The organism is Streptomyces sp. L7 (assembly GCF_050990935.1).
In the GTDB taxonomy this organism is placed as follows: Bacteria; Actinomycetota; Actinomycetes; order Actinomycetales; family Microbacteriaceae; genus Leifsonia.
The window spans coordinates 4,037,147-4,059,644 of sequence record NZ_CP194644.1 but is presented as its reverse complement, the minus strand read 5'-3'; the positions used below and the strand labels follow the sequence as shown (position 1 = coordinate 4,059,644).

The 22,498-nt window shown below is 70.1% G+C and carries 19 protein-coding genes and 2 pseudogenes; 4 read left to right on the top strand and 17 right to left on the bottom strand.

Annotated elements, in window-relative coordinates; genetic code table 11:
• Window positions 1–13 precede the first annotated feature (13 nt).
• On the bottom strand, window positions 14–2,548 hold the full coding sequence (locus tag ACR5MH_RS20600; RefSeq protein WP_431348878.1) for an ATP-dependent helicase: 2,535 nt from the start codon (window positions 2,546–2,548) through the stop codon (window positions 14–16).
• Window positions 2,549–2,624: 76 nt separating this feature from the next.
• Window positions 2,625–3,692, bottom strand: a complete 1,068-nt coding sequence (locus ACR5MH_RS20595) for a glycerophosphodiester phosphodiesterase family protein (protein WP_433862105.1) — start codon at window positions 3,690–3,692, stop codon at window positions 2,625–2,627.
• 64 nt (window positions 3,693–3,756) lie between these two features.
• On the opposite strand from ACR5MH_RS20595, the gene ACR5MH_RS20590 reads away from it, so the two are divergent.
• Both ACR5MH_RS20590 and ACR5MH_RS20585 read left to right on the top strand, forming a co-directional pair.
• Entirely contained in the window at window positions 3,757–4,383 is a 627-nt protein-coding gene (locus tag ACR5MH_RS20590; RefSeq protein WP_431348877.1) for a hypothetical protein, read from the top strand.
• A gap of 26 nt (window positions 4,384–4,409) precedes the next feature.
• Window positions 4,410–5,207 (top strand): Bax inhibitor-1/YccA family protein, encoded by a 798-nt coding sequence (locus ACR5MH_RS20585; protein ID WP_431348876.1) that lies wholly within the window; start codon window positions 4,410–4,412, stop codon window positions 5,205–5,207.
• A gap of 66 nt (window positions 5,208–5,273) precedes the next feature.
• On the opposite strand, the gene guaA is transcribed toward ACR5MH_RS20585, so the two are convergent.
• The 7 genes and pseudogenes from guaA to ACR5MH_RS20550 all read right to left on the bottom strand — a co-directional run bounded on the left by guaA (window position 5,274) and on the right by ACR5MH_RS20550 (window position 13,257).
• Complete coding sequence (gene guaA / locus ACR5MH_RS20580; protein WP_431348875.1) at window positions 5,274–6,887, bottom strand: glutamine-hydrolyzing GMP synthase; 1,614 nt, start codon at window positions 6,885–6,887, stop codon at window positions 5,274–5,276.
• 10 nt (window positions 6,888–6,897) lie between these two features.
• Entirely contained in the window at window positions 6,898–7,347 is a 450-nt protein-coding gene (locus ACR5MH_RS20575) for a DUF3817 domain-containing protein (protein WP_431348874.1), read from the bottom strand.
• 5 nt (window positions 7,348–7,352) lie between these two features.
• Window positions 7,353–8,180 (bottom strand): SURF1 family cytochrome oxidase biogenesis protein, encoded by an 828-nt coding sequence (locus ACR5MH_RS20570; protein WP_433862104.1) that lies wholly within the window; start codon window positions 8,178–8,180, stop codon window positions 7,353–7,355.
• A gap of 60 nt (window positions 8,181–8,240) precedes the next feature.
• Window positions 8,241–9,607: pseudogene (locus tag ACR5MH_RS20565) on the bottom strand (cation:proton antiporter).
• Between the two features lie 3 nt (window positions 9,608–9,610).
• Complete coding sequence (locus tag ACR5MH_RS20560; RefSeq protein ID WP_433862103.1) at window positions 9,611–9,991, bottom strand: cation:proton antiporter regulatory subunit; 381 nt, start codon at window positions 9,989–9,991, stop codon at window positions 9,611–9,613.
• A 367-nt stretch (window positions 9,992–10,358) separates the two neighbouring features.
• Window positions 10,359–12,104, bottom strand: a pseudogene (locus ACR5MH_RS20555) (glycerol-3-phosphate dehydrogenase/oxidase); the annotation flags it as partial.
• 34 nt (window positions 12,105–12,138) lie between these two features.
• On the bottom strand, window positions 12,139–13,257 hold the full coding sequence (locus ACR5MH_RS20550; RefSeq protein WP_433862681.1) for a GuaB3 family IMP dehydrogenase-related protein: 1,119 nt from the start codon (window positions 13,255–13,257) through the stop codon (window positions 12,139–12,141).
• A gap of 44 nt (window positions 13,258–13,301) precedes the next feature.
• On the opposite strand from ACR5MH_RS20550, the gene ACR5MH_RS20545 reads away from it, so the two are divergent.
• Window positions 13,302–14,444, top strand: a complete 1,143-nt coding sequence (locus ACR5MH_RS20545) for a MalY/PatB family protein (protein ID WP_431348869.1) — start codon at window positions 13,302–13,304, stop codon at window positions 14,442–14,444.
• A gap of 137 nt (window positions 14,445–14,581) precedes the next feature.
• Here the strand turns inward: ACR5MH_RS20545 and ACR5MH_RS20540 are convergent, their stop codons facing one another.
• From ACR5MH_RS20540 to groES, 4 genes are all read right to left on the bottom strand, one after another.
• Window positions 14,582–14,971: a tautomerase family protein gene (locus ACR5MH_RS20540; protein ID WP_431348868.1), complete on the bottom strand. Its 390-nt coding sequence runs from the start codon at window positions 14,969–14,971 to the stop codon at window positions 14,582–14,584.
• A gap of 190 nt (window positions 14,972–15,161) precedes the next feature.
• Entirely contained in the window at window positions 15,162–16,664 is a 1,503-nt protein-coding gene (guaB, locus tag ACR5MH_RS20535) for an IMP dehydrogenase (RefSeq protein ID WP_431348867.1), read from the bottom strand.
• Between the two features lie 75 nt (window positions 16,665–16,739).
• Window positions 16,740–17,675 carry an EamA family transporter RarD gene (gene rarD, locus ACR5MH_RS20530; protein ID WP_431348866.1) on the bottom strand — a complete coding sequence of 312 codons (936 nt, stop codon included), beginning with the start codon at window positions 17,673–17,675 and terminating at the stop codon, window positions 16,740–16,742.
• Between the two features lie 134 nt (window positions 17,676–17,809).
• Window positions 17,810–18,106, bottom strand: coding sequence for a co-chaperone GroES (gene groES, locus ACR5MH_RS20525; RefSeq protein ID WP_055894868.1), 297 nt, complete (start codon window positions 18,104–18,106; stop codon window positions 17,810–17,812).
• Window positions 18,107–18,258: 152 nt separating this feature from the next.
• Here groES and ACR5MH_RS20520 point away from each other — a divergent pair, with 152 nt between their 5' ends.
• On the top strand, window positions 18,259–19,446 hold the full coding sequence (locus ACR5MH_RS20520; RefSeq protein WP_431348865.1) for a THUMP-like domain-containing protein: 1,188 nt from the start codon (window positions 18,259–18,261) through the stop codon (window positions 19,444–19,446).
• Window positions 19,447–19,473: 27 nt separating this feature from the next.
• On the opposite strand, the gene ACR5MH_RS20515 is transcribed toward ACR5MH_RS20520, so the two are convergent.
• The 4 genes from ACR5MH_RS20515 to tsaB all read right to left on the bottom strand — a co-directional run bounded on the left by ACR5MH_RS20515 (window position 19,474) and on the right by tsaB (window position 22,441).
• The gene (locus ACR5MH_RS20515) at window positions 19,474–20,139 is read right to left on the bottom strand and encodes a DUF4190 domain-containing protein (RefSeq protein WP_431348864.1); all 666 of its coding nucleotides are present in this window, start codon (window positions 20,137–20,139) and stop codon (window positions 19,474–19,476) included.
• A gap of 102 nt (window positions 20,140–20,241) precedes the next feature.
• A complete protein-coding gene (gene tsaD / locus ACR5MH_RS20510; protein WP_431348863.1) occupies window positions 20,242–21,336 on the bottom strand; it encodes a tRNA (adenosine(37)-N6)-threonylcarbamoyltransferase complex transferase subunit TsaD in 1,095 nt (364 codons plus the stop codon).
• Entirely contained in the window at window positions 21,333–21,824 is a 492-nt protein-coding gene (gene rimI, locus ACR5MH_RS20505; RefSeq protein WP_433862102.1) for a ribosomal protein S18-alanine N-acetyltransferase, read from the bottom strand. The genes tsaD and rimI overlap by 4 nt, the downstream gene beginning before the upstream one ends.
• Window positions 21,821–22,441: a tRNA (adenosine(37)-N6)-threonylcarbamoyltransferase complex dimerization subunit type 1 TsaB gene (tsaB, locus tag ACR5MH_RS20500; RefSeq protein ID WP_431348862.1), complete on the bottom strand. Its 621-nt coding sequence runs from the start codon at window positions 22,439–22,441 to the stop codon at window positions 21,821–21,823. The genes rimI and tsaB overlap by 4 nt, the downstream gene beginning before the upstream one ends.
• Window positions 22,442–22,498: the final 57 nt, after the last annotated feature.

Genomic DNA, 22,498 nt, shown 5'->3' with positions numbered 1-22,498 from the left:
GCGAGCTGCCGCCTCACAGCTTGTCGATCGGGGCGATCTTGATGAGGAGCTTCTTCGCGCCCACCTTCTCGAACTGGACGTGCGCGACGCGCTTGGCGCCTTCGCCGGTGACGTTGGTCACCCGGCCGTCGCCGAAGTCCGCGTGCCGGATCCGGTCGCCCGGGGCGAGCTCCAGGTCGCCGTTGTCGCGGACCTTGCCGGTGACCCGGTTCGGCCACTCCGCCTTGGGGCGCTCGGCCGGTGCGCTCCCGCCGACCGGGTAGCTCTCGTTCCAGCGGCCGGCGGTCCCGCCGCCGATGCCGGGCCGGCGGGCGTTCAGCGCGCGCGACTGCGACCCGCCGCGACCGTTGGCGGCGCCGGGCGACTGGCGCCAATCGATCAGGTCCGCCGGGATCTCCTGCAGGTACCGGCTCGGCATCGCGACGGCGGTCTCGCCGAACTGCGCGCGCGTCATCGCCAGCGAGAGGAACAGGCGCTTCTTGGCGCGCGTGATGCCCACGTAGAACAGCCGCCGCTCCTCGGCCGGGCCGCCCGGCTCGTTGGCCGACATCCGGTGCGGGAGGAGGTCCTCCTCGATGCCCGTCAGGAACACCGCGTCGTACTCCAGCCCCTTGGCGGTGTGAAGCGTCATCAGCGACACGGATCCGCTGGAGTCGTCGATCTCGTCCGCGGCGGCGACCAGCGACACCTCGGTGAGGAAGTCGACCAGCGTGCCGTCGGGGTTGTTGCGCGCGAACTCCTTGGTCACCGCGACGAGCTCGTCCACGTTCTCGGCGCGCGCCTCGTCCTGCGGGTCGCGGCTGTTGCGCAGCACCTCGAGGTAACCGCTGCCGTCGAGCAGGAAGGTGAGCACGTCCGCGACCGGCGAGACCCCTGCCGGGTTGGCCGGGTCGATCTTCGCGGTGGCCTCGTCCAACAGCCCGGAGAGCTGAAGGATCGCCCCCGTCACCTTGGGGCCGAGACCCAGCGACCCGGCGTCGCGCATGGCGTCGCGGAACGTGAAGCCGTTGTCCTCCGCGTAGCTCGCGAGCTGGGTCTCCGTCGCCGGGCCGATGCCGCGCTTCGGCGTGTTCAGGATGCGGCGGAGCGCGAGGGTGTCGTCCGGGTTGGCGACCGTGATCAGGTATGCCATCGCGTCCTTGATCTCGGCGCGCTCGTAGAACTTGGTGCCGCCCATGACCTTGTACGGCAGCGCCGAGCGGATGAAGATCTCCTCCAGCGCACGGGTCTGCGCGTTGGTGCGGTAGAAGACCGCCATGTCCTTGTAGTCCATGCCCGCGGCGTGCAGCTTCTCGATCTCGTCCGCGACGAACTGCGCCTCGTCGTGCCCGGAGTAGCCGGTGTAGCCGACGATCTTGTCGCCGTCGCCGACCGCGGTCCACAGCTTCTTGTCCTTGCGGTCGAAGTTGTTGGAGATGACGGCGTTGGCCGCGCTCAGGATGTTCTGCGTCGACCGGTAGTTCTGCTCCAGCAGCACCACTTTGGCGCCGGGGAAGTCGCGCTCGAACTCCACGATGTTGCGGATGTCCGCCCCGCGGAACGCGTAGATCGACTGGTCCGAGTCGCCCACCACCGTCAGCGAGGCCCCGGGGATCGCGCCGACCACGTCGCGCAGCTTGCCGACGTTGCGGCCGTGCTGCTCCATCTGCTCCGCGACGTCGGGCGCGACCGGCATCGTCAGCTCGCGGATGAGCGAGTACTGCGCGTGGTTGGTGTCCTGGTACTCGTCGACGAGGATGTGCCGGAACCGGGTCTGGTAGAGCGCGGCAACCTTCGGGAAGGCGCGGAACAGGAACACCGTCTCGGCGATGAGATCGTCGAAGTCGAAGGCGTTGGCGCGGCGGAGCGCGCGGGTGTACTGCCGGAAGATCTCGAGGAACATCACCTCCTGCGGGTCGCTCAGATTCGCCGAACGCGCGTAGGTCTCGATGTCGGTGAGCTCGTTCTTGAGCTTGGAGATGCGGCCGGACGTCCCGGCGACGGTGAAGCCGAGCGTGTCGGCGTCCAGCTCCTTGATGATCCGCTTGAGCAGCGCACGGGTGTCGCCGGAGTCGTAGATCGTGAAGCTCTGCGTCTTGCCGATCGTCTCGGCCTCCCGGCGCAGGATCCGGACGCACGCCGAGTGGAACGTCGAGATCCACATGCCCTGCGCCCGGCCGCCGAGGAGCTGCTCGACGCGCTCGCGCATCTCGTTCGCGGCCTTGTTGGTGAACGTGATCGCGAGGATCTCGCTCGGCCAGGCCTCCCGGCTCTCGATGAGTCCCGCGATGCGGCGGGTCAGCACGCTGGTCTTCCCCGAGCCTGCGCCCGCGACGATGAGGAGGGCCGGGCCGCGGTACTCGGCGGCCTCGCGCTGCTGCGGATTGAGCCCGGCGAACAGGCGCTCGTTGGGGCTGCGGTGACCGGCGCCGCCGCCGTTCGCGCCGCCGGCGCCACCGCGGGCGGAGCCGTCGCCGGTGCGCACGTCGCCCTCCCAGCCGTCGAGGATGATCGGCACGGAGGAGGGCACCGCGGAAGAGGAGGAGGGGGCGTCGGGAAGGCTCGTCATGTCTCCACACATTTTAGCCGCCGCCACCGTCATCGCCGCCGGGGGCCGGGAAGCGGTCGAACGCGCCCCGGACCGTTCAGCGTCCGTCGCGCACGGCGACCGCGAGGTCGGGGTGGTCGGCGAACACCCCGTCGACCCCGGAGTGCAGCAGGATCGCGAAGAGCCGCCGCCAGTCGCCCCACTCGTCGTCACGGCCGGCCCGGCGGAAGTCGGCCGGCAGCATCCCGTTCTCCGGGCGCAGCGTCCAGCAATAGACGAACAGGCCGGCCGAGTGCGCGAGGTCGACCAGGTCGGAGGTGACCGCGCCGATGTCGACACCGCCCTCGTCCTCGCCGAACAGGCCGACCGACACCGAGCCGGAGTGCAGGATCTGGGAGACGTCCACGCTGATCCCGTCCACGCGCTCGGCGGGAGCCGCCGCCGAGCCCAGGGCGTACAGCCCGCGCAGCGTCAAGTCGGACGCGTAGCCGGGCGCCGCGGCCCCCAGCGACGCGACGCGGTCGGCGGGCGCGCCCTCCCCCTCGAGGAGGTAGACCCGCTTGCCCCGGAACCCGCCGTCGTGCAGGTGGCCGAGCACGGTCTTCTCGAAGCTCTCGGCGACCAGCCCGGGATGATCGGACCAGCCCGCCGCCCCGAGCTCGGCCAGGAACAGCTCGTGCAGCGGCAGGCCCGCCGCCTCGAAGTAGGTGGCGTGCTTCAGCTCGGCGACCAGGCCGAGCGCCCTGCCCGCGGCGTCGGAGGCAGCGTCCACGACCTCCAGCACGTCCGCGAGCCGGAGGATCGGGTAGCGGTCGTCGAAGGTCGCGCTCGCCTGGCGCAGGTGCGGCACCCGCTCCCGCGCGCGGAGCGTCGCGAGCTCGGCCCACGTGAAGTCCTCGGTGAACCAGCCGGTCAACGGCATCCCGTCGACCTCCTTGGTCGTGCGCCGGGCGGCGAACTCGGGATGCTCGGCCACGTTCGTCGTGCCGGAGATCTCGTTCTCGTGCCGCACGACCAGCACGCCGTCCTTCGTGGCGACGAGGTCGGGCTCCACGGAGTCGGCGCCGAGGGCGAACGCCAGCTCGTACGCCGCCCGGGTGTGCTCGGGCCGGTAGCCGGGCGCGCCGCGGTGACCGATGACGGACGGTCGGGAGCGGGCACGCATGTGGCGATACTAGCCGGGCGTCCGGCCCGTTCCGGTGCGCACTCCCGGGTGAAACAATCGGAGGGTGACCGACCCCGATGGTCTTCCCACCCCGACGCCCGCGGCTGCGGCTCCGGCGCCCTCCGCACTCGAACCGGAGCCGCCTGCGACGCCCCGCGCCTGGCGCGAGCCGACCCGCTCGCTCGACCTGCACTGGGGCACGTACCGCGCCCGTTGGACAGCCGGCCTCGCGATGATCGTGGTCGGCACCGCCTGCGTCCTGGTCACCACCGCGTACAGCCTGCCGTTCCTGCTGGTCGGCTCGATCCTGCAGCCCGCGGGCTGGGCGGTCATGCCCTCCACCATCGGCCGAAGGGTCGCCGTCGTCGTCCCCGTGCTCGGCTTCACCTGGCTCATGCTCGGCGGCTCCGGCTTCGCCTGGTGCTACGCCGTCATGCTGGCCGCGTGGCTCCTGGTGCGGCTGCGACCGCTCCCGGCGTTCGCCGTGCTCGCGCTGCCGATCGCCGCGAGCCTGATCCTCCCGTTGTACGTGACCACGTACGGTCAGGGCTGGATCACCATCGTGGTCATGAGCGTCGTCGTGGTGGGTTCGGCGTGGCTGGCCCGCGGCGGCGCGCTCGCACTCGATTCATGGCAAGCTGTCAGAACTCTCAGAAACCAACCCGGTAAGTTGGACGCACCGAGACCGTAAGCGGTCCCCGACAAAGCGAGGAACCCATGGCACTCACCAACCCGGCATTCTCAACGAATCCGGCCTTCCAGAACAACGGGCAGGCGGCGACGGCCACCACGGTCAGCGCCGAGAACCTCGAGCAGATGTATCAGTCGCCGTCCGCGACGTCCGCCGACACCGATCGCATGACGGTCGAGGACACCATCACCAAGAGCGCGATCTCGTTCGGCCTCCTGGTCGTCGGAGCCGTCGTGGGCTGGGTGGTGCCGGCGCTCGTCCTCCCGGCGGCGATCATCGGCTTCGTCCTGGCGCTCGTCAACATCTTCAAGAAGAAGCCGTCGCCGGCGCTGATCCTGAGCTACGCCGGCGTCCAGGGGATTTTCGTCGGCGGTATCTCCGCCGTCTTCGAGTCGCTGTACCCCGGCATCGTCGTCCAGGCGGTCATCGGCACGCTCGCGGTCGTCGGTGTGACGCTCGCGCTCTTCGCCTCCGGAAAGATCCGCGCCTCGGCCAAGGCCACGAAGGTCTTCCTGATCGCCATGGTCGGGTACCTGGTCTACTCGCTCGTCAACGTCGTCCTGGTGTGGACCGGTGTCACGCACAGCGCGTTCGGGCTGAGCAGCGATGTCAAGATCTTCGGCATCCCGCTCGGCGTGCTCATCGGCGTCCTCGTCGTCATCATGGGCGCCTACTCGCTCGTGCTCGACTTCGACTTCATCCAGCGCGGGGTCAAGAACCGCGCCCCGCGCGTCTACGGCTGGTCGGGCGCGTTCGGCATCATGGTCACCGTCATCTGGCTGTACCTCGAGATCCTGCGACTGCTCGCCATCGCCCGCAACTAGGCACCGCACGCAGAAGGGCCGGGACGCTGTGACAGCATCCCGGCCCTTCTCACGTTTCGGGGAGGCTCACTCCCACTCGATGGTCCCCGGCGGCTTCGACGTGACGTCGAGCACGACGCGGTTGACCCCGTCGACCTCGTTGGTGATCCGGTTGGAGATGGTGGCCAGCAGGTCGTACGGCAAGCGCGTCCAGTCGGCGGTCATGGCGTCCTCGCTGGAGACCGGGCGCAGCACGATCGGGTGGCCGTAGGTGCGGCCGTCGCCCATCACGCCGACCGAGCGGACGTCCGCGAGCAGCACCACGGGGCACTGCCAGATCTCGGCGTCCAGGCCGGCCGCGGTCAGCTCCGCGCGCACGATCGCGTCGGCGTCGCGCAGCAGGTCGAGACGTTCCTGCGTCACTTCGCCGACGATCCGGATGCCGAGGCCGGGGCCGGGGAACGGCTGGCGACCGACGATGACCTCCGGCAGCCCCAGCTCGCGGCCGATCGCGCGCACCTCGTCCTTGAACAGGGTGCGCAGCGGCTCGACGAGCTCGAACTGGAGGTCCTCCGGCAGTCCGCCGACGTTGTGATGGCTCTTGATGTTGGCCGTGCCGGTGCCGCCGCCCGACTCCACCACGTCCGGGTAGAGCGTGCCCTGCACCAGGAAGCGGATGGGGTCGCCGTCGTGCTCGGCCTCGGCGATCAGGTCGGCCTGGGCCTTCTCGAACACGCGGATGAACTCGCGGCCGATGATCTTGCGCTTGGTCTCGGGGTCCGAGACGCCGGCGAGCGCGGACAGGAACTGCTCCTGCGCGTTCACGGTGACGAGCCGGACCCCGGTCGCCGCGACGTAGTCCTCCTCGACCTGGCGGGCCTCGTCCTTGCGGAGCAGGCCGTGGTCCACGAACACGCAGACGAGCTGGTCGCCGACGGCCTTGTGCACGAGCGCGGCCGCGACCGCGGAGTCGACGCCGCCGGACAGAGCGCACAGCACGCGACCGCTGCCCACCTGGGCACGGATGGCGGCGACCTGGTCCGCGATGACGTTGCCGCTGTTCCAGTCGGCGGGGATGCCCGCTGCGCGGTGCAGGAAGTTCTCCAGCACGGCCTGGCCGTACTGCGAGTGCTTGACCTCGGGGTGCCACTGCACGCCGTACAGCCGGCGCTCCTCGTTCGCGAACGCTGCGACCGGGGTGTCGTCGGTGGAGGCCAGCACCTCGAAGCCCTCGGGCGCCCGGGAGACGGAGTCGCCGTGGCTCATCCATGCCGTCTGCTCGGCGGGCTGGCCGTCGAGGAGGCTGCCGGAGCCGTTCGAGGCCGCGCCGGTGGCGCGCACGGCCGTGGAGCCGTACTCGCGGCGGCCGGTCCGTGCCACCTCGCCGCCGAGGGCGGTCGCCATCACCTGGAAGCCGTAGCAGATGCCGAGCACGGGGACGCCGAGCTCGAAGATCGCCTCGTCGAGGTGCGGTGCGCCGTCCTCGTACACGCTGGACGGGCCGCCGGAGAGGACGATGCCCGCCGGGCGTTTGGCCGCGACCTCCGACGCCGTCACGGTGTGGGGCACGATCTCGGAGTAGACGTTGGCCTCCCGCACGCGGCGCGCGATCAGCTGCGCGTACTGGGCGCCGAAGTCGACCACCAGGACGGGGCCGGCCGGCGCGGCCGAATCTGCTCCCCCGAGGATGTCCGAGAACACTGCGTCGGTGCTAATTTGCGGCCTCCACGTACGTCGCTGCCTCGGCCTCGCGGCCGGCCAGATAGCTCTTGACCTGCTTGGTGATCCTGGACTCCACGAAGAAGGACAGGAAGGGGATGACGCCGCCGAGGGCGATGGTGATGAACTTCGAGAACGGCCAGCGCATCAGGCTCCACAGCCGGAAGTCGGAGAACAGGTACACGACGTACAGCCAGCCGTGGGCGATGAGGATGCCCGTGCTCAGATCGACGCCGGTCGGGGCGACGGCGGTCTTGACGGGCACGAGCGTGAGAGCGCCGTAGTTGCTGAAGGCGAAGAGCTGGTAGCCGAGGCCGTACTTCACGATCATCTCCACGCAGAGCAGCAGGAGCATGATTCCGGTGACGTAGGCTAACACCTGGTAGAACTTCAGCGCCCCGCGGATCTTCGGGAAGTCTTCGAGCTTGGGAGCGAGGGGCATGGGAGCTATTCTACGTTCCCGGCGTGGGCCCTCGCGCCGTCGCCCGGGCCGCTTCCGGCGGCCGCCTCGGCCGCCAGCTCGCGCTCCTCGTCCTCCCGCTGCTTGGCGTCCCGCACGAGCCGGTACCAGAGGAAGATCGCGAACCCGGCGAAGATGATCCACTCGGCCGCGTAGAACACGTTGAGCCAGTTGAGCTCGGCCTGCTGGATCGGCGGCGGCGAGTCGATCGTGTCCAGCCCGGCGGCCGGCGTCCGGTCGACCACGTACGCGTTGTAGACGTCCATGCCGTCCACCCCGGTCCACAGGTTGTAGAGCTGGCCGACGCCCACGGTCTTCATCGCGGTCGGGTTCTTCTTGTCGTCCGGCACCTGCGGCTGCTCGTCCGGGAGGAGGCGCCCGACGATCTTCTGCGGCGCCTCCGGCTGCTCGGCGAGCTGCGCCATCACGGACTTCGCCGTCGCCTCGTCGGGAGCCCAGCCGCGCGCAACGGCGAGCGCGATACGGTGGCCGTCGCCGCCGTCCACGTCCACATGGGAGACGACCCACCAGCCGGTCTTGCCGAAGTTGATCCGGTCGTACAGGAGCTGCTCGTCGCCGGCGACGAACGTGCCGGTGAACTCCACGAGCTGGCCGACAGACTTGTCGGTCATCGGCCCGTTCGGCTTCGCGACCTGCGCGAGCGGAAGCACGGACTCAGTCGGCGCCACGACCGCCTTGCCGGACTCGATCGCGCGCTCGAGCTGCCACTGGCCGAGCGCGGCGAAGCCCGCGGCGAGCGCGAGCGCGAACAGCAGAGCGCCGATCCAGCGGGGACGGAGCATCATCTGCAGCATGGTGGAGCCACCCTGGGGCGCCTGTGCGCCGGCCGGGCTGCCGGGGGTGGTGTCGATGGGTCAGTCCCGCTTTCGTTCGACGGTCGTGTCCTGCTGCTGCATGGCCTGCTCGACGATCCGGTCCGCAGCCTGGCGCGTGTCGTGGGCGCGCGTGTCGTCGCGGCGCGTGTCGGAGTCGAGGTCCGCGGTGGCCGCCTCGACGAGTGCGATCTCCTCGTCGAGCATGGGATCGCGCGTCTTCCGCCGGTCGCGCCGCTTGGACGATCCGGTCCGGAGAATCATCGCACCGATCTTCTCGGAGTTCGCTGCGAGGACGGGCCCGAGCACGGACATGATGAGCACGTAGAGACCGGCGAACGGCGCGATGCGGGGATCGAGTCCGGCGCTGAGCGACAGCGTCGCCAGGATGAGCGCGAACTCCCCGCGGTTCTGCAGGATGACGGCGGTGTTGATCCCGGCCTGCGGACCGAAGCCGTTCAGCCACGCGACGAACTGCCCGGCCAGGATGTTCAGCACGATCGTCATCGCGACCGCGATGAGCACCGGCCCGAGCACCGCAGGGAACTTCGCCGGGTCGAGCGCGAGCCCGAAGTTGAGGAAGAAGAACGCCGCGAACACGTCGCGCAACGGGAGGGCGATGTGCTCGATCTTGTTGCGGTACTTCGTCGCGCCCAGCACGAGCCCGATCAGGAACGCGCCGATCGCGTCGGTCACGCCGAGGATCTCGCCGATCCCGGCGAACAGCACGGCCAGCCCGAAGAACAGGATGGTGAAGAGCTCATCGTCCTTCGTCCGGAACAGCCGGGAGACGTACCTCCCCCGAACCGGGCCAGCGTGAACATCACGACCAGGAACAGGAACGCCACCGTCAGCTTGCCGACGACCGGCCAGAAGTCGGTCTCCCCGCTCAGCACGACGGAGACGATCGCGAGGTAGATCGCGATGAAGATGTCCTCCACCACCGTCACGCCGAGGATCATCGGCGTCTCGGTGTTGGGGAGTCGGCGCAGCTCGATCAGCAGCTTGGTCACGATCGCGGACGACGACGTGGCCGTCATCCCCGCGATGATGAGCGCCTCCCTGGTTCCCCAGCCGACCCAGAAGCCGAACGCGAGGCCGACGCCCATGTTGATCAGGATGTACGAACCGCCGGAGACGACGAGTTTGCCGAAGTTGCCGAAGAACTCGTCCTGATCGAACTCCAGGCCCAGGTTGAACAGCAGCAGGATGAGCCCGAAGACGGCGATGAGCTCGATGTAGTTGCTCTCGAAGTCGAGCGGGAACCAGCCGGTGTGCGGGCTCGCCAGCAGACCGACCAGCATGTAGATGGGGATCGCGGGGAGCCCCACCAGTTTGCCGAGGCGTCCGAGCACGTACGCGACGAGCAGCAGGATGCCGAGGATGACGAGGTCTTCTCCGAGATGCATGGATCAGCCTCCCGGCGGAGCGTCGGTCGTGGCCCGCACCGTTTCGCCGGTGCGGAAGAACGCGAAGGCCTTGGCGACCTTCTCCGGGGTGCCCGCGACGACGAGGGTGTCGCCGGGGAAGACCTTGAAATCGGGGGCGGGCGCCGGATTCGCGGAGTCGCCGCGGACCACGGCGACGACGGTGAGTCCGACGAAGCCGCGGTCACCGGGGGCGCCGAGCTGCTGGCCGGCGATGTAGTCCTCGTAGTCGACGGAGAACCAGTCGATGCTGAGCCCCGGGATCTGGTCGAGCGCCGTGAGCGACTCGGTGATCTGTGTGCCGCCGAGCAGCTCGGCGAGGGTGTGCGCCTCGTCCTCGCTGAGGCGCAGCGACACCTTGGTCACGTCGGCGCCGTCCTCGTGATCGGAGAACGTGATCAGGTCGCTGTGCCCGGAGCGGTGCGCGATGACGCCGACTTTCCCCCGTCGTCCGTGACGAAGGTGTGCAACACCCCGACGCCGGGCAGTTTGACCCGTCGAACGTCAACCATTTCCGTCTCCATCCGTCGCGGGTACCGGGTACCAGTTTACCGGAGGGAGGTTTCGGGCTCTTTTCGCCGGAGACGGCTCACTCCTCTTCGGGCGGCGCGTCCAGCTCCTCCACCGGGGTCGCCGCCTTCGCCGCGGCCGCCTTCGCGGCCGGGGTCTTCGCCGACGCCGCCTTCGCCGTGCGCGTGACCGCGCCCGCCTTCTCGGCGGCCGCGTCCACATCCACGATGTCCGGCGCCTCCAGGCGCACCCGGTCGGCCGACTCGTCGTCCGGCTGCTGCTGGCTGGCCCGCTCGGCCGCGACCCGCTTCAGGTAGGTCTGCACTTCGCGCTCCTCGCGGGCGGTGTCCCAACCCAGCACGCCCGCCATCAGCGACGCCGCGACCGGCGCAGCCGAGACGCCGCGGTCCCATGCCTCGATCGAGATGCGGGTGCGGCGGGCGAGCACGTCCTCCAGGTGGAGGGCGCCCTCATGGCTGGCCGCGTAGACGACCTCCGCGCCGATGTAGTCGTCGGCACCGGGCAGCGGATGGGCGAGCGACGGGTCCTCGCGGATCAGGGCGAGGATGTCCTCCGTCATCGTCCCGTAGCGGTTGAGCAGGTGCTCGACGCGTGCCGGGTGGAGGCCGGACTCGCTCGCAATGCGGCCGCGACGGTTCCAGGCGGCCTGGTAGCCCTCCGCCCCGACGAGCGGGATCTCCATCGTCGTGCTCGCCGGGATCTTGCCGTCGAGCGCGTCGACGGCCGCGTCGATCGCGTCCTTCGCCATCACCCGGTACGTCGTCCACTTGCCGCCGGCGATGACGACCAGGCCGGGAACCGAGTGCGCGACGAGGTGCTCACGGGACAGCTTGGACGTCTCCTCGGACTCGCCCGCGAGCAGCGGGCGCAGGCCGGCATACACGCCCTCCACATCCTCCCGGGTGAGCGGGACGTTGAGCACCTGGTTGACGTGTGCGAGCAGGTAGTCGATGTCGGCCGCCGTCGCCGCGGGGTGCGCCTTGTCGAGGTGCCAGTCGGTGTCGGTCGTGCCGATCAGCCAGTGCCGGCCCCACGGAATGACGAAGAGCACGCTCTTCTCGGTCCGGAGGATCAGGCCCATCTTCGACTGGAAGCGGTCGCGCGGGACGACCAGGTGGATTCCCTTGGACGCACGGACCTTGAACTGACCGCGCTCCCCCACCATCGACTGGGTGTCGTCCGTCCACACGCCGGTCGCGTTGACGACCTGCTTGGCGCGGATCTCGAAGCGCTCGCCCGTCTCCAGGTCGTGCGCCTGCACGCCGACGACGCGCTCGCCGACCTTGAGGAAGCCCTCCACGCGGACACGCGGCGCGATGTGCGCGCCGTAGTGGGCCGCTGTGCGGGCGAGCGTAGCGGTGTAGCGGGCGTCGTCCACCTGCGCGTCGTAGTAGGTGATACCGCCGACGAGCGCGTTCGGGGCCATGCTCGGGATCGCTTTGAGCACCTGCCGTTTGCTGAGGTGGCGGTGGTGCGGCACCCCCGGCGGGCGGAGACCGCTGTACGAGAAGATGTCGTAGAGCATCATGCCGGCGCCGATGTAGAAGCGCTCCCAGACGCGCTTGTGCAGCGGGTAGAGGAACCGGACCGGCTTGACCAGGTGCGGAGCGATGCGCTGCAGCAGAAGGCCGCGCTCGATCAACGCCTCCCGCACGAGCCCGAAATCGAGCTGCTCCAGGTAGCGGATGCCGCCGTGGACGAGCTTGGACGACCGGCTGGAGGTGCCGGACGCGAAGTCGCGGGCCTCCACCAGACCGACGCTCAGCCCGCGGGTGACCGCGTCGACCGCGCTGCCGACGCCGACGATGCCGCCGCCGACCACGAGGATGTCGAGCTCGGTGTTCTTCAGCGCCTCGATCGCGGCGGCGCGCTCGGCGGGGCCGAGGCGTGAAGGGTAGCCCACCGCCGTCGACTGCGCGGCGGTGCCGGACGGGGATGTTGTCGCCATCGTTTCCTCCTCCCCGGCCGCCTTCGGCCAGGACCTAATGCGATTGGTAGGGCGCCACCACTACTTCGACGCGCTGGAACTCCTTCAAGTCCGAGTATCCCGTCGTAGCCATGCTCCTGCGCAAGGCCCCCACGAGATTCGCAGTTCCCTCGGCGACCGGCGCGGGCCCGTAGAGGACCTCCTCGAGCGGTGCGACCTGGCCGACCTCGACCCGGTTGCCCCGGGGAAGCTGCGGGTGGTGCGCTTCCGCGCCCCAGTGCCAGCCGCCTCCCGGGGCGTCCGTGGCACGGGCGAGCGCGGTGCCGAGCATGACGGCGTCGGCGCCGCAGGCGATCGCCTTGACGATGTCGCCCGAGCTGCCGAGGCCGCCGTCGGCGATGACGTGCACGTAACGTCCGCCCGACTCGTCCATGTAGTCGCGGCGCGCGCCGGCGACGTCCGCGACGGCGGTGGCCATCGGGGCGTGGATGCCGAGCGTCGAGCGGGTGGTGGAGGCCGCGCCGCCGCCGAAGCCGACGAGCACGCCGGCCGCCCCGGTGCGCATGAGGTGCAGGGCCGCCGTGTAGGTCGCGGCGCCGCCGACGATCACCGGCACGTCGAGTTCGTAGATGAACTTCTTCAGGTTGAGGGGCTCCACGCTCTTCGAGACGTGCTCGGCGGAGACGGTGGTGCCGCGGATGACGAACAGGTCGACGCCGGCCTCCACCACGGTCTGGTAGAGCTCCTGGGTGCGCTGCGGCGAGAGCGCGCCGGCGACGGTGACCCCGCCCTCCCGGATCTCGGCGAGGCGCCGGGTGACCAGCTCGGGCTTGATCGGCTCGGCGTAGATCTCCTGCATGCGCCGGGTCGCCCTGTCGACGGGCAGCTCGCGGATCTCCGCGAGCAGCGGCTCCGGGTCTTCGTAACGGGTCCAGACGCCTTCCAGGTCGAGCACGCCGATGCCGCCGAGCTGACCCATCATGATCGCGGTGGTCGGCGAGACCACCGAGTCCATCGGAGCGGCCAGGAACGGGATGGAGAACTGGTACGCGTCGATCGTCCAGGCGACCGAGACGTCCTCGGGGTCGCGGGTGCGCCGGCTGGGCACCACCGCGACGTCGTCGAAGGCGTACACGCGGCGGGCACGCTTGGCCCGCCCGATCTCAATCTCCATACTCACGGGTTCAGTCTATGGCGCGGCACTGGCAGAGTAGGCAGGTGACCGTCGACGCAGAGCCCCTCGCCCGTCTCCGCCAGCGCACCAGCGAGAAGTGGTCGCTCTATCCCGACGACGTGCTCCCGCTGTTCGTGGCGGAGACCGACTACCCGCTCGCACCGCCGATCGCCGCCGCCCTGCACGCCGCGATCGACCGCAGCGACACCGGCTACATCGGCGAGGACGACCGTGCGAAGAGCGCCTTCGCCCGCTACGCCCACGACACCTGGGGCTGGGAGGTCGACCCGGCGTCCGTCCTGACGACCACCGATGTCAGCGTGGTGATCGTGGAGGCGCTGCGCATGCTGATCACGCCGGGCGACCGGGTCGTCATCACGCCGCCGGTCTACCCGCCGTTCTTCGAGCTCATCCCGGAGGCGGGCGGTGTGGTCGAGGAGGTGTCGCTGCTCGACGACGGAACGACCTGGTCCCTCGACCTCGACGGCCTGGAGCGCGCCTTCGCCGGCGGCGCCCGCGCCTTCCTGCTGTGCCACCCGCACAACCCGCTCGGCCTCGTCCACCCGCGGGCCGACCTGGAGGCCGTGGCCGCGCTCGCCGCCCGATACGACGTCGCCGTGGTGAGCGACGAGATCCACGCGCCGCTGACCCACTCGGACGCGACGTTCACGCCGTTCCTGTCGGTGTCGGAGGAGGCGCGAGAGGTCGGCGTGGCGGCGCACTCGGCGAGCAAGGCGTGGAACCTCGCCGGGGTGAAGTGCGCGCTGATGGTCACCGCGTCGCCGAGGCGAACGGCACAGCTCCACGCCCTCCCGGCGGAGGTGGAGGTCCGCACCAGCCTGCTGGGCCGGATCGCCACCGAGGCGGCCTTCAACGAGAGCCGCGAGTGGCTGGCCGGCACCCTGGAGTCGATCGAGGCCAACCGTGCGCTCTTCGGCCGGCTGCTCTCCACGCACCTCCCGGAGGCGTTCTACCGCGAACCGCACGCGAGCTACCTCGCCTGGGTGGATTTCCGCGACCTCGGCTGGGGCGACGAGCCCGCCGCGCGCATCCTGTCGGAGGCGCGGGTGGCGCTGGTGCGCGGCCTCGACTTCGGCCGCCAGGGCGCGGGCTTCGCACGCGTCAACCTGGCGTGCTCCCCCGAGGTCCTCACCGACGCGGTGCGTCGAATCGCGCGCCTGCGCTGACATTCGTCACGAATGTCGCGAATTCGCGCACGAAAGCCGCGATTCGTCACGAATCGCGACTCCGACCATCGTCCACATTCGTCACGAATGTCGCGCATGCCCGCGTGAAAGCCGCGATTCGTCGCGAATGTCGGGCCTCAGACTTCGACCGCGTAGCCGAGAGCGAGGTCGGCGGCGTTGACACCGCGAATGCCCCAGTTGACCTTCGGTGTCTCGAAGACGGTGATCTCGACGCTGTGCGGCGGGACGCCGGTGGCCGCTTCGATCCGGGCGAAGAGCTCGACGATGAGGGCACGCTTGGCTTCGACGCTCCGCCCCTCGAACATCGACACCTCGATGATCGTGTAGTCGTCGCCGCGGTCGGACGGATAGACGAAGTCCGCCGGGTCCATGCCGATCAAGCGGTGGAACCGCTTCTCGGGCGGATAGGCGAGCGCGGTCATGACCGCGCCGTGGATCGCGTCGGACAGTGCGTCCCGGTGCCGGTCGATGGTGGCACGACGAGCGAAGACGGTTACTTGGGCCATACGTTCCCCACATTCGGGCGTCCCGACGGCAGACAGACGCCTAATAAAATACTAAAGTACAGATTCTGTGTCTCTATCCCGGTCGGTCGACAACGGAGGACATCAGCGCGCGGACACCCCCGAAACGCAGTCAACGGAGGAGATCCAGGCCCGAAGAGGCTGGATCTCCTCCGTTGGCGGAGCGGCCGCGTCAGCGGCGGTAGTTGGGCGCCTCCACGACCATCTGGATGTCGTGCGGGTGCGACTCCTTGAGCCCGGCCGCGGTGATCCGGACGAACCGGCCGCGCTCCCGGAGCTCCGGGATGGTACGCGCGCCGACGTAGAACATCGACTGGCGGAGGCCGCCGACGAGCTGGTACGCGACGGCGGACAGCGGACCGCGGTACGGGACCTGGCCCTCGATGCCCTCGGCGATGAGCTGCTCATCGCTGGGCACGTCGGCCTGGAAGTAGCGGTCGCGCGAGTACGAGGTCTTCTTGCCGCGGGTCTGGAGGGCGCCGAGCGACCCCATGCCGCGGTAGTTCTTGAACTGCTTGCCGTTGACGAACACGAGGTCGCCGGGCGACTCCGCGGTTCCGGCCAGCAGCGAGCCGAGCATGACGCTCTCCGCGCCGGCGACCAGCGCCTTGGCGATGTCGCCCGAGTACTGGAGGCCGCCGTCGGCGATGAGTGGGACGTCCGCCGCGCGCGCGGCCAGCGAGGCCTCGTACACCGCGGTCACCTGCGGCACGCCGACGCCGGCGACGACGCGGGTGGTGCAGATGGAGCCCGGGCCGACGCCGACCTTGATGGCGTCCGCGCCCGCGTCGATGAGCGCCTGTGCGCCGGAGCGGGTGGCGACGTTGCCGCCGATGATGTCGACGTGCGAAGCGCGCGGCTCGTGCTTGAGCCGGTGGATGATGTCGAGCACGCCGGCGGAGTCGCCGTTGGCGGTGTCGACCACGATGACGTCCACGCCCGCGTCGACCAGGGTCATCGCGCGGTCCCAGGCGTCGCCGAAGAAGCCGATCGCGGCGCCGACGCGCAGGCGGCCCTCGTCGTCCTTCGTGGCGTTCGGGTACTTCTCGCTCTTGTCGAAGTCCTTGACGGTGATGAGTCCGCGGAGGCGGCCGTCGGCGTCCACGAGCGGGAGCTTCTCGATCTTGTGCTCGGCGAAGATGGCGACCGCGGAGTCCGGGTCGATGCCGACCGGAGCAGTGATGAGCGGCATGCGGGTCATCACGTCGCGCACGAGGGTGGCGGAGCGCTCGAACGGGGAGACGAAGCGCATGTCGCGGTTGGTGATGATGCCGACAAGCTTGCCGTCGCCCTCCACGACCGGGAGGCCGGAGACGCGGAACTGCCCGCACAGGAGGTCGACCTCCTCGACGGTGGCGTCGGGGGTGGTGGTCACCGGGTTGGTGATCATGCCCGACTCGGACCGCTTCACCTTGTCGACGTTGGTGGCCTGGTCTTCGATGGACAGGTTGCGGTGGATGATACCGATCCCGCCGTGCCGGGCCATCGCGACGGCCATGCGCGACTCGGTCACGGTGTCCATAGCGCTGGAGAGGAGCGGGGTCGCCATGCTGATCCGCTTGGTCAGGCGAGTCGAGGTGTCCGCCTCGCTCGGGATGACGTCGGTGTGCCCGGGAAGGAGCATGACGTCGTCGTAGGTCAAACCGATGAATCCGAACGGATCCGCCTGGTCCATTTCACCCCTATCAAGGTCGCGCGAGTTGTGGATGATCCATGGTAACGGCACAAGCTGGTGGGATATTCCAGCCCCTCACTCCACCGTCGCCAGATCCAGCTCCGCCTGCTTCTTGCCCTGCCGGGCCGCCACGATCATGTCGACGCTGAGGACGGCGAGCGCCAGCCAGACGATCGCGAACCCGACCCAGCGCTCGGGCGGCATCGCCTCGTGCAGCACCGCTACGCCGACCAGGAACTGGATGAACGGCGCGAAGTACTGGATGAAGCCCATGTAGACCAGCGGCAGCCGGCGGGAGGCGGCGGCGAAGAAGAGCAGCGGGACCGCCGTGATCACGCCCGCGCCGACCAGGGCGACGGTGTGCCACGCGCTCACCGAGCCGATCGTCAGGCCGGCCGTGAGGCTGACCACCACGAGTTGCACGATCGCGACGGGCGTCAGCCACATCGTCTCCAGCGTCAGGCCGGAGACGGCGTCGACCCTGCCGCCGACGCGCTTCTTGATGAGGCCGTAGAAGCCGAACGAGAACGCCAGGATGAGGGCGATCCACGGGACCTGCCCGTAGCCGATCGCGAGCACGACGACCGCGACGATACTGACGCCGACCGCCACCCACTGGGCGATGCGAAGTCGCTCGCGCTGGACGATGACGCCGAGGAACACGGTCACGATCGGATTGATGAAGTAGCCGAGCGCGGCTTCCACGACGTGCCCGCTGACCGTTGCCAGCACGTACGTCTGCCAGTTGACGTAGATGAGCGCGCCGGCGAGGCCCATCGTGAACAGGACCCTGCGGTCCTTCAGAAGCGCGCCGAACGTACGCCACGCGCGCGTGACGGTGAGAGCGATCGCGCAGAACACCAGCGAGAAGATCACCCGCCAGGCGACGATCTCCCAGGCGGAGGAGGGCGCGAGCGCCAGGAAGTAGATGGGGAGGATGCCCCAGAGGACGTAGGCGCTGACCGCGTAGGTCAGACCGGACCTGCGGTGTTCGGAGAGGGGCTGCGACACTCCCACGACACTACTCCGACCCGGCGACACGGACGGACGTGGCGGCGGACGTGGTGGGCGCAGCGCAGCAGGGCCCGCAGGGACGGCGAAGGCCCGGGCGCGCTACCGCGCCCGGGCCTTCGAAAGAAGGTGCGTCAGCGGACGACGACCGCGAGGACGTCGCGCGCCGAGAGGACCAGGTAGTCCTCGCCGCCGAACTTGACCTCGGTGCCCCCGTACTTGGAGTAGATCACCTTGTCGCCGACGGCGACGTCGAGCGGAACGCGGTTGCCGTTGTCGTCGATGCGGCCCGGTCCGACGGCGACGACTTCGCCCTCCTGGGGCTTCTCCTTGGCAGTGTCGGGGATGACCAGACCGGAAGCAGTGGTCTGCTCAGCCTCGACCTGCTTGATGACGATGCGATCTTCGAGCGGCTTGATGGAGACCGACACGGTTGACCTCTTTCTTTGGTGAACTCAGTCTTTGCGAACTCAATACGTCTGCGCGGCTTGCGTTAGCAAACTCGCACGGAGAGTGCTAACACGAGTCTAGGGGGTGCGTTAGCAGTCACGCAACGTGAGTGCCAGAAGGTACCGTGGTGCACATGGACCGGTCCGAACTCGTCGAGCTGCTCAGCCCCGAAGGCCTCAGGCTGCTCGACTCCCTGCCTCCGTACCGGTCCGAGAAGGACGTGCTCGCGATGGTCACGGACCTCCGCAAGCAGGGCCACTCCCCCGGCCTGGTCGCGGCGGTGCTGACGCAGGCGAAGCTGCGCAAGAAGGCGGTCGGCAAGTTCGGCGAGTTCGCTTCCCGGATGCTCTTCACCGAGGCCGGACTGGAACAGGCGACACGCCTCTCGGTCGCGGCACGCCACGCGGGACGGTTCCGCGCGGCCGGGCTGACCCGCGTCGCGGATCTCGGCTGCGGCATCGGCGGCGACGCCCTCGCGCTGGCGGCCCTGGACCTGGAGGTCACGGCGGTGGACGCGGACGAAGTCACGGCCGCGATCGCCGCCTTCAACCTCGCGCCCTTCCCGTCCGCGACAGTGGAGCACCGCCGCGCGGAGGACATCAGCCTCCGAGCGATCGACGGCGTCTTCCTCGACCCGGCCCGCCGCACCGCCGGTCACACGGACACCGACCGGCTGACCGACCCCGACGACTACACGCCGTCGCTCGGCTTCGCGTACGAGCTGGCGACCGGACGCTCGGTCGGGCTCAAGCTCGGCCCCGGTTTCGACCGCGACCTCATCCCGTCGACCGCCGAGGCACAGTGGGTGTCCGCCGACGGGCAGGTCGTCGAGCTGGGGCTGTGGTTCGGCGCGCTCGCCCGCACGGGCATCCGGCGAGCGGCCCTGGTGCTGCGCGGCGACGAGGCGAACGAGCTGACAGCGGAGGCCGACAGCGAGGACGCCGAGACCGGCGAGCTCGGCGAGTACCTCTACGAGCCGGACGGCGCGGTCATCCGTGCGCGCCTGATCGGGGACCTCGCCCGGCGGCTCGACGGACGGATGCTCGGCGACGGCATCGCCTACATCACGGCCGATGAGCCTGTGTTCACGCCGTTCGCCGCGGGCTTCCGCATCCTGGAGACGCTTCCCTTCGCCGAGAAGGACCTCAAGAAGGCGCTGCGAGCGCGCGGGATCGGCACGCTGGAGATCAAGAAGCGCGGCGTGGACGTTGACCCCGCCGCGCTCCGGACGCGCCTCAAGCTCTCGGGCGACCGTCCGGCGACACTGATCCTCACCAGGGTCGCCGGACGTCACACCGCGTTGCTCGCCGAGCGCGTTTGACCGCGAGGGGTCAGCGCCCGGCGCCGGTCAATACCGGTACGTGTTCGACAGGTTGGCCAGGATGAGCCCCCAGACGATCCAGAAGATGATCGCGATGACCACCGCCACGAATCCGAGGATGATTCCGGTGAGCCAGAAGCCCTTGGCCTGCGGCTCCTTGCTGCGGCCGATGAAGCCGAGGACGATCGCTGCCACCGCGAACAGTGCGCCGATCCCGAACGCGAAGTTCAGGATGATGCCGACGATGCCGCCGACGAGCGACAGGATGCTCAGGATGGGCGACTTGGTCGCGGGCGCCGTCGCATACGGCTGCGCGTAGCCGGGCGCGGGCTGACCGTAGGCGGGCTGACCGTAACCGGGCTGGCCGGGCTGCTGACCGTAGGGCTGCTGCTGACCGTACGGCTGCTGACCGTAGGGCTGCTGCTGGCCGTAGGGCTGCTGCTGCTGGCCGTAGGGGTCCTGGCCATACGGCTGTTGCTGCCCGTACGGCTGCTGCGGCGCGCCGTACCCGGGCGCGGCCGGCGGAGCGGGCTGCGCCGGCGGCGCGGGTGGGGCGACCGGGGGCGTCGGCGGGACGGCGTCGGGCGCCGCCGCGGGCGGGATGTCGGAGGACGGCGGAACCGGCTGGGCCGGCGTGCTGCCGTCCGTCCCTTCGGGCTCCGGGGCGCCGGACGGGGTGTTCGGATCGGACATGCTGCCCATCTCCTTCTCTGGTGAGTTCCTGAGAAATCTCTGTACTGAATCCATCGTCTCAGCGGGGCGACAGCGTGTCAACGCATGCAATTCCGCGCGGACTCAGACCTCCGCGACCTGGATGTCCGTGACCGGGAGCGTGGAGTCCGCGCCGAAGTCCAGGCGGCTCGGCGCGCGGCCGGCCATGATGAGCTGCGCGCCCAGCGCCGCGATCATCGCGCCGTTGTCGGTGCACAGCGAGAGGGCCGGGATCCGCAGGGCCACGCCGGCCTCCGCCGCCCGCTGCACCGCGAGCTGACGCACCCGCGCGTTCGCGACGACACCGCCGCCGAGCAGCAGGCGCGGCACGTCGTGATCGAGGCACGCGGCGATCGCCTTGGTGATCAGCACGTCCGCGACGGCCTCCCGGAAGGACGCGGCGACATCCGCGACCGGCACCTCCTCGCCGGCGTCCTGGCGCTGCTCGACCCAGCGCGCGACCGCGGTCTTCAGACCGGAGAAGGAGAAGTCGTAGCGGTGCCGTTCGAGGTCCTTCGGCTTGGTCAGCCCGCGCGGGAACCGGATGGCGCGCGGATCGCCGTCCGCCGCGACACGGTCGATCTGCGGGCCGCCCGGGTACGGGAGGCCGAGTACGCGCGCCACCTTGTCGAAGGCCTCGCCCGCCGCGTCGTCGATGGTCTCGCCCAGCAGCTCCACGTCGGAGACCAGGTCGCGTACCAGCAGCAGCGAGGTGTGGCCGCCGGAGACCAGCAGTGCCACGGTCGGCACCTCGACCGGGTGGCCGGGACCTCCCGCCGCGTCGAGGACATCCGCGCCGACGTGGCCGACCAGGTGGTTGACGGCGTAGAGCGGCTTGCCGAGCGACAGCGCGAGCGCCTTCGCCGCGCCGACGCCGACCATGAGCGCGCCGGACAGCCCGGGACCGCTCGTCACCGCGATGGCGTCGACATCCGCGAGCTCGATCCCGGCGTCGGCGACGGCGGTGCGGAGAGTCGGGGTCAGCGCCTCGAGATGCGCGCGCGCCGCGACCTCCGGGACGACGCCGCCGTACCGGGCGTGCTCCTCCATCGAGGAGGCGATCGTGTTCGAGAGCAGGGTCGTGCCGCGCACGATGCCGACGCCGGTCTCGTCGCAGGAGGTCTCGATGCCGAGGACGAGCGGCCCGTCGCCGTGCGATCCGTGCTGAGCGTCGTTCATGCGATCGTGGTCTCCGGAGTCGGGACGGTCAGGCGCATGACGATCGCGTCCACCCCGTCCGGCTGGTAGTAGCGGGGGCGCACGCCGATCTCCTCGAAGCCGAGCGTACGGTACAGAGTCTGCGCGCCCGGGTTGTCGGAGCGCACCTCCAGGAACACCTCGCGGGCGCCGCGGTTGCGGGCCTCCCCGATGAGGGCGAGCATGAGGGCACGCCCGAGACCGTGCCGACGGGCGTGCGGCGCGACGGCGATGGTCTGGATGTCGCCCTCGCCTGCGCCGCGCGGGGCGAGCAGGCCGGCGTAGCCGTCGATGCGGTCCGGGTCGTCGAGCCCGACCGCCACCAGGTAGTAACCGTGCGAGCCGGTCACCTCGGAGCGCATCGACTGCTCCGACCAGGCGTCGGTGACGAAGGTCGCGCGCTCCAGCAGCATGATCGCGTCGACGTCCGCCTCGGTGGCGCGGCGAAGCTGCCAGGACGGCTCGCTCACGCGCTCACCCGCTTCGGGCCGGCGGAGAGCGTCACATCCGGCGAACGCAGGTAGAGCGGCTCGTCGCGGTCGAACGGGAGGCCGGCGGCGAAACGCAGCTCGGCGATCATCCCGAGCAGTCCCGCGGAGACGGTGGCGGCCTCCTCGCGCGGCAGGTCCGGGTGCGGCAACGCGTCCGGCTTGTCCAGCCCGGGTCCGTCGAGGCGGACGGGGAGTCCGCGCTCGTCCACGCCCGAGTACGCGGTCCAGTAGCGCTCGCGGCGGCGCGCGTCGGTCACGACCAGGAGCGGACCGGCGTGCCCGGCCAGGTAGCGTTCGTAGGCGACGGCGTCGTGACTGACGACGGGAACGAGCGGGCGCCCGGCGCCGAACGCGAAGGCGGTAGCGGCGGCGATGCCGACCCGGAGGCCGGTGAACGGGCCGGGACCCATCCCGGCGACAACGCCCGAGAGCTCGCCGACACGCGTGCCGGACGCGTCGAGCGCCGCGGCGACGAGGTCGCCGATCACCTCGGCGTGCCGCATGGTGTCCGGCTCCGTCACTTCGGCGAGAATGCCGCCGTCACGGTCGACCACGGCGACACTCGTGCCCGCGGAGGTGTCGATGGCGAGGAGCATGCCTCCAGCCTAGGCCGGATGCGCACCGCCTGCGGATCCGCCCGCTGTCCTGTGTGC